Genomic DNA, 3,491 nt, shown 5'->3' with positions numbered 1-3,491 from the left:
TTAGCGCGGCCACCGCGCGCCATAGAGGCCAAGGACCCTGGAAAAGGGCGCGAGGGCCCGGCGGCGGATGACTTCCGGCCCTGCCCACACGGCGGGCAACGCAGTGAGATGGAGCAGTTCTACCGGGAGGGCTACCGGCCGCCGCTGCGCGCCCGGCTGCGCCACCGCCTGGGCCACGACAAGGGCACCGGTCCCGACAAGGCGCGCGGGGAGACCGCCGCCGAGCTGATGACCTTCCCCGCCGTCACCATCGGCCCGCACTCGGCCGTGGTGTACGCGATGCGGCTGATGGACGAGCACGGCGTCAAGCGCCTGCCCGTGGTCGACCAGGACGGGAAGCTGGAGGGCATCGTCAGCCGCCACGACCTGATCAAGGTGTTCGTCCGACCGGACGCCGACATCGCCCAGGAGATCCGCGCCGATGTCCTGGACCGTTCCCTGTGGGTGGACACCTCTCATGTGGAGATCGCCGTGCACCAGGGTGTGGTGAGGCTGACCGGCCGCATGGAGCGGCGCGGCGAGGCGCAGATCGCCGCACGCATGGCGCTGCGGGTCAACGGCGTGGTCGATGTCATCGACGAGATCCAGTGGAACACCGACGACAACCCGGGCTGGGCCGACCAGTAGTTCCGCGCAGGCTCCCCCTGTTCGACGCCGGGGGCGGAAGCCGTATGAGCCGGGCCGATGTGGGCAGGCCGGCCGCGCGAAAACGCCGGAACCCGCACAACGGCGCAAGGACGGTTCAGCAGATGCGTGGAAGCTGCTCGCCGACCAGCATGTCCACGGCCCGAGCTGCGCCGAGCAGGGTCCGTATAACGACCCGGCTCGAGTGCTCGGAGGTCACCCGGCCGATGCGGCGGGCCTGCGTCCCGCTCGGGCAGCACGTGCATGGCCGCCGGCACGCCGCCGGGGCGACGAAGGCCACCAGACAGCCCTCATCGGCCACGTGCAGCGGATCCAGCCCGAGCAGCTCGCATGCCGCCGCCACCGGCGGCGGCATGGGCACGGCGCTCTCCTCGATCACGACTCCGGTCTGGGAGGAGGCGGCCAGTCCGTCTCGGGTGGGGTCGCGCAGCGCGTGAACCCGCCGACGCCGTCGGCCACCAGATGGTCCAGGACGACGACCATCCCGAGCACGTCACCGGCCGGGCCGGTGACGAACGTTATCGACCACGGCGGGCGGGACAGCGGCAGCGGCTCGCTCACCACGGCGATGGCCACCTTCAGACTCCCGCGCCGCCTCCTGCCGGAGCAGGGCCTTCCGCTCCCCGGCTGGGGGACTTTTGGTCCTTTCACCCCCGGATCCAGCCGTGAACGCTGGAGGGAGGCAAGGGAAGGAGGCTGCCATGAACGCGTTGCCTATGGCCGCCGGCCCGTGGGACGGCTGGGGCCACCACATGTGGGGCGGCGGATCGGCATGGTTGTGGGGCTCGCTCATGATGCTGGTGTGGGTGAGCCTCATCGCCTTGGGAGTCTGGCTGGTCATCCGTGCTGCCTCTGACCGGCGGCCGTCGCGGCCGGCCGGACGCCCGGGCGTGGAACGCGCGCGTGAGGTGCTGGCCGACCGGTACGCCAAGGGCGAGATCTCCACCGAGGAGTACCAGGAGCGGCTCGCCTACCTCGGCACCGGCTGACGGGCACCGTACCCGGAGTGCTCCTGAGCGGGTGAGCCGGAGCGGGGCGCAACTGTTGATGTTGTGCTGTCTGGCACCTGCCGCTGACGAATGTCAGCGGCAGGTGCCGCACCTATCCCTCGGGGATCGGCAACGGGGACGGCCGGTGTGCCCGGGTCCGTCATGCCGTCCTGTGCGGACTCCGGCACCAGCTCGGTCAACCGGCCCAGCGGTCCGTTCTCACCCACCAGCTCCACATCCTCGGCACGGGCCTGATCGACCAGCTGCTGATCTGTCGGGTCGTCCGGCTTCTTGCGCGCCACCGTGGCATCACGGTTCGACGGGTCGCCGACATCGACGGCACCGCATGCCGTCCAGATCGCCTCCTCGCTCCTGGTCTTCGTCTTTGAACAGTGGCGGTCGGGCAACGACGACAACGTTCGGGCTCACCAGGCGCCCAGGATCTTGAACCAGGCGGCCCCCGCGGCCATCCACACCGCGACGTTGGCAACGGCGACGATCGCCCCCAGCCGCCACCACTCGGCCAGCGTCACATATCCCCCGCCGAACAGCACCGGCGCCGGACCTGAGGCGTAGTGGGTCAGCCCGCCGTACAGGGAGCCGATGAACCCCAGCACCAGAGCCGACATCACCGGGGGCGCCCCGGTGGCCACAGCCGCAGCCAAAAACGCCCCGTACATCGCGGCCACATGGGCGGTGTTGCTGGCGAAGGCGTAGTGGGAGACGAAGTAGACCACGGTGAGCAAGACGAAGGCGGCCTCCCAGCGCATGCCGCCGGTGGCACCGGTGATGACCTCGCTGAACCAGCCGATCACCCCGAGCTTCTGCAGCTGGCTCGCCATCATCACCAGCACCGCGAACCACGTCAGCGTGGTCCAGGCCGACCGTTCCCGCTCCAGGTCGCCCCAGGTGAGCACGCCGGTGACGAGTAGCAGGGTGACGCCGACGAACGCGCTGGCGGTGGCCGGCAGCCCCCACAGCTGACTGCCCAACGACCACAACAGGAGCAACAGCACGAACACGCCCGCCATGATCTTCTCGTGGCGGGACATCGGCCCGAGCTCGGCCAGCTGGGCCCGGGCCTGGCCGGGTGCCTGCGGAGTGTCGCGCAGCCCCGGCGGGTAGATCCGGTACAGCAGCGCCGGTATCACGACCAGGGCCAGCAGCCCGGGCACACTCGCGGCGAGCGCCCAGTCCAGCCAGCTGATCTCGATGCCCTGCTCCCCGGCGAACTTCTGCGCCAGCGGATTGGCCGCCATGGCAGTGGCGAACATGGCGCTGGTGATGGTGTTGACGCTGATCGCGGTGATCGTCAGATAGGCCCCCAGCCGGCGGCGGGTCGCCTCGTCCGGCCAGGAGCCCGCCTGCTCGCTGAGCGAGACGATGATCGGATACACCACGCCGCCGGAACGGGCGGTGTTGCTGGGCGTGGCGGGGGCGAGCACCAGGTCGGTCAGCGCCACCCCGTAGGCCAGCCCGAGGCTGCGCTTGCCGAGCACCGAGACGAACAGCAGCGCGATGCGCCGTCCCAGACCGGTCTTGGTGAACGCCACCGAGATGAAGAACGCGGCCACGATCAGCCAGATCGTCGGCTCGGCGAACCCGCTCAGCGCCACCGCCGGTTCCAGGATCCCGGTGATCATTATGACGGTGAGCCCGGTCAGAGCGACCGCCCCCAGCGGCATCGGCTGCAGGATCAGGCCCAGGACGGTGGCCGCGAAGACGGCCAGGACCGCCCACCCGCCGGGCTTGACGCCCTCGGGCTGCGGCAGCAGATAAATGACCACTCCCACCAGGACGGGTATCGCCCAGCGCGCCGCCATCCACCGGCGGGCGGGCCCGTCCCGGGCCGTGCCC

Annotated in this window: 6 protein-coding genes; 2 read left to right on the top strand and 4 right to left on the bottom strand. The window is 70.5% G+C overall.

The features are described from left to right. On the top strand, nucleotides 1-627 hold a 627-nt coding region (locus Pta02_RS40485; RefSeq protein WP_203880362.1), incomplete at its 5' end, for a CBS domain-containing protein. Nucleotides 628-742: 115 nt separating this feature from the next. Here the strand turns inward: Pta02_RS40485 and Pta02_RS40480 are convergent. Together Pta02_RS40480 and Pta02_RS40475 are read right to left on the bottom strand one after the other, a co-directional pair. After that, nucleotides 743-1,051: an AIR synthase-related protein gene (locus Pta02_RS40480; RefSeq protein WP_239131602.1), complete on the bottom strand. Its 309-nt coding sequence runs from the start codon at nucleotides 1,049-1,051 to the stop codon at nucleotides 743-745. Continuing rightward, on the bottom strand, nucleotides 1,021-1,221 hold the full coding sequence (locus Pta02_RS40475; protein WP_203880361.1) for a wax ester/triacylglycerol synthase domain-containing protein: 201 nt from the start codon (nucleotides 1,219-1,221) through the stop codon (nucleotides 1,021-1,023). Before Pta02_RS40475 ends, Pta02_RS40480 begins: the two co-directional genes overlap by 31 nt. Nucleotides 1,222-1,346: 125 nt before the next feature. Between Pta02_RS40475 and Pta02_RS40470 the strand changes: the two genes are divergently transcribed. Then, nucleotides 1,347-1,634 carry an SHOCT domain-containing protein gene (locus Pta02_RS40470; RefSeq protein WP_203880360.1) on the top strand — a complete coding sequence of 96 codons (288 nt, stop codon included), beginning with the start codon at nucleotides 1,347-1,349 and terminating at the stop codon, nucleotides 1,632-1,634. Here the strand turns inward: Pta02_RS40470 and Pta02_RS40465 are convergent. Further along, entirely contained in the window at nucleotides 1,616-2,041 is a 426-nt protein-coding gene (locus Pta02_RS40465; RefSeq protein WP_203880359.1) for a hypothetical protein, read from the bottom strand. The two genes, Pta02_RS40470 and Pta02_RS40465, sit on opposite strands and share 19 nt — an antisense overlap. An 18-nt stretch (nucleotides 2,042-2,059) precedes the next feature. Continuing rightward, nucleotides 2,060-3,491: DASS family sodium-coupled anion symporter (locus tag Pta02_RS40460; RefSeq protein WP_203880358.1), on the bottom strand; the 1,432-nt coding region annotated here is incomplete at its 5' end.

The organism is Paraplanobispora takensis (genome assembly GCF_016863195.1).
GTDB lineage: Bacteria > Actinomycetota > Actinomycetes > Streptosporangiales > Streptosporangiaceae > Planobispora > Planobispora takensis.
The sequence above is the reverse complement of the archived record's forward strand: the minus strand, read 5'-3'. Positions and strand labels throughout refer to the sequence as shown.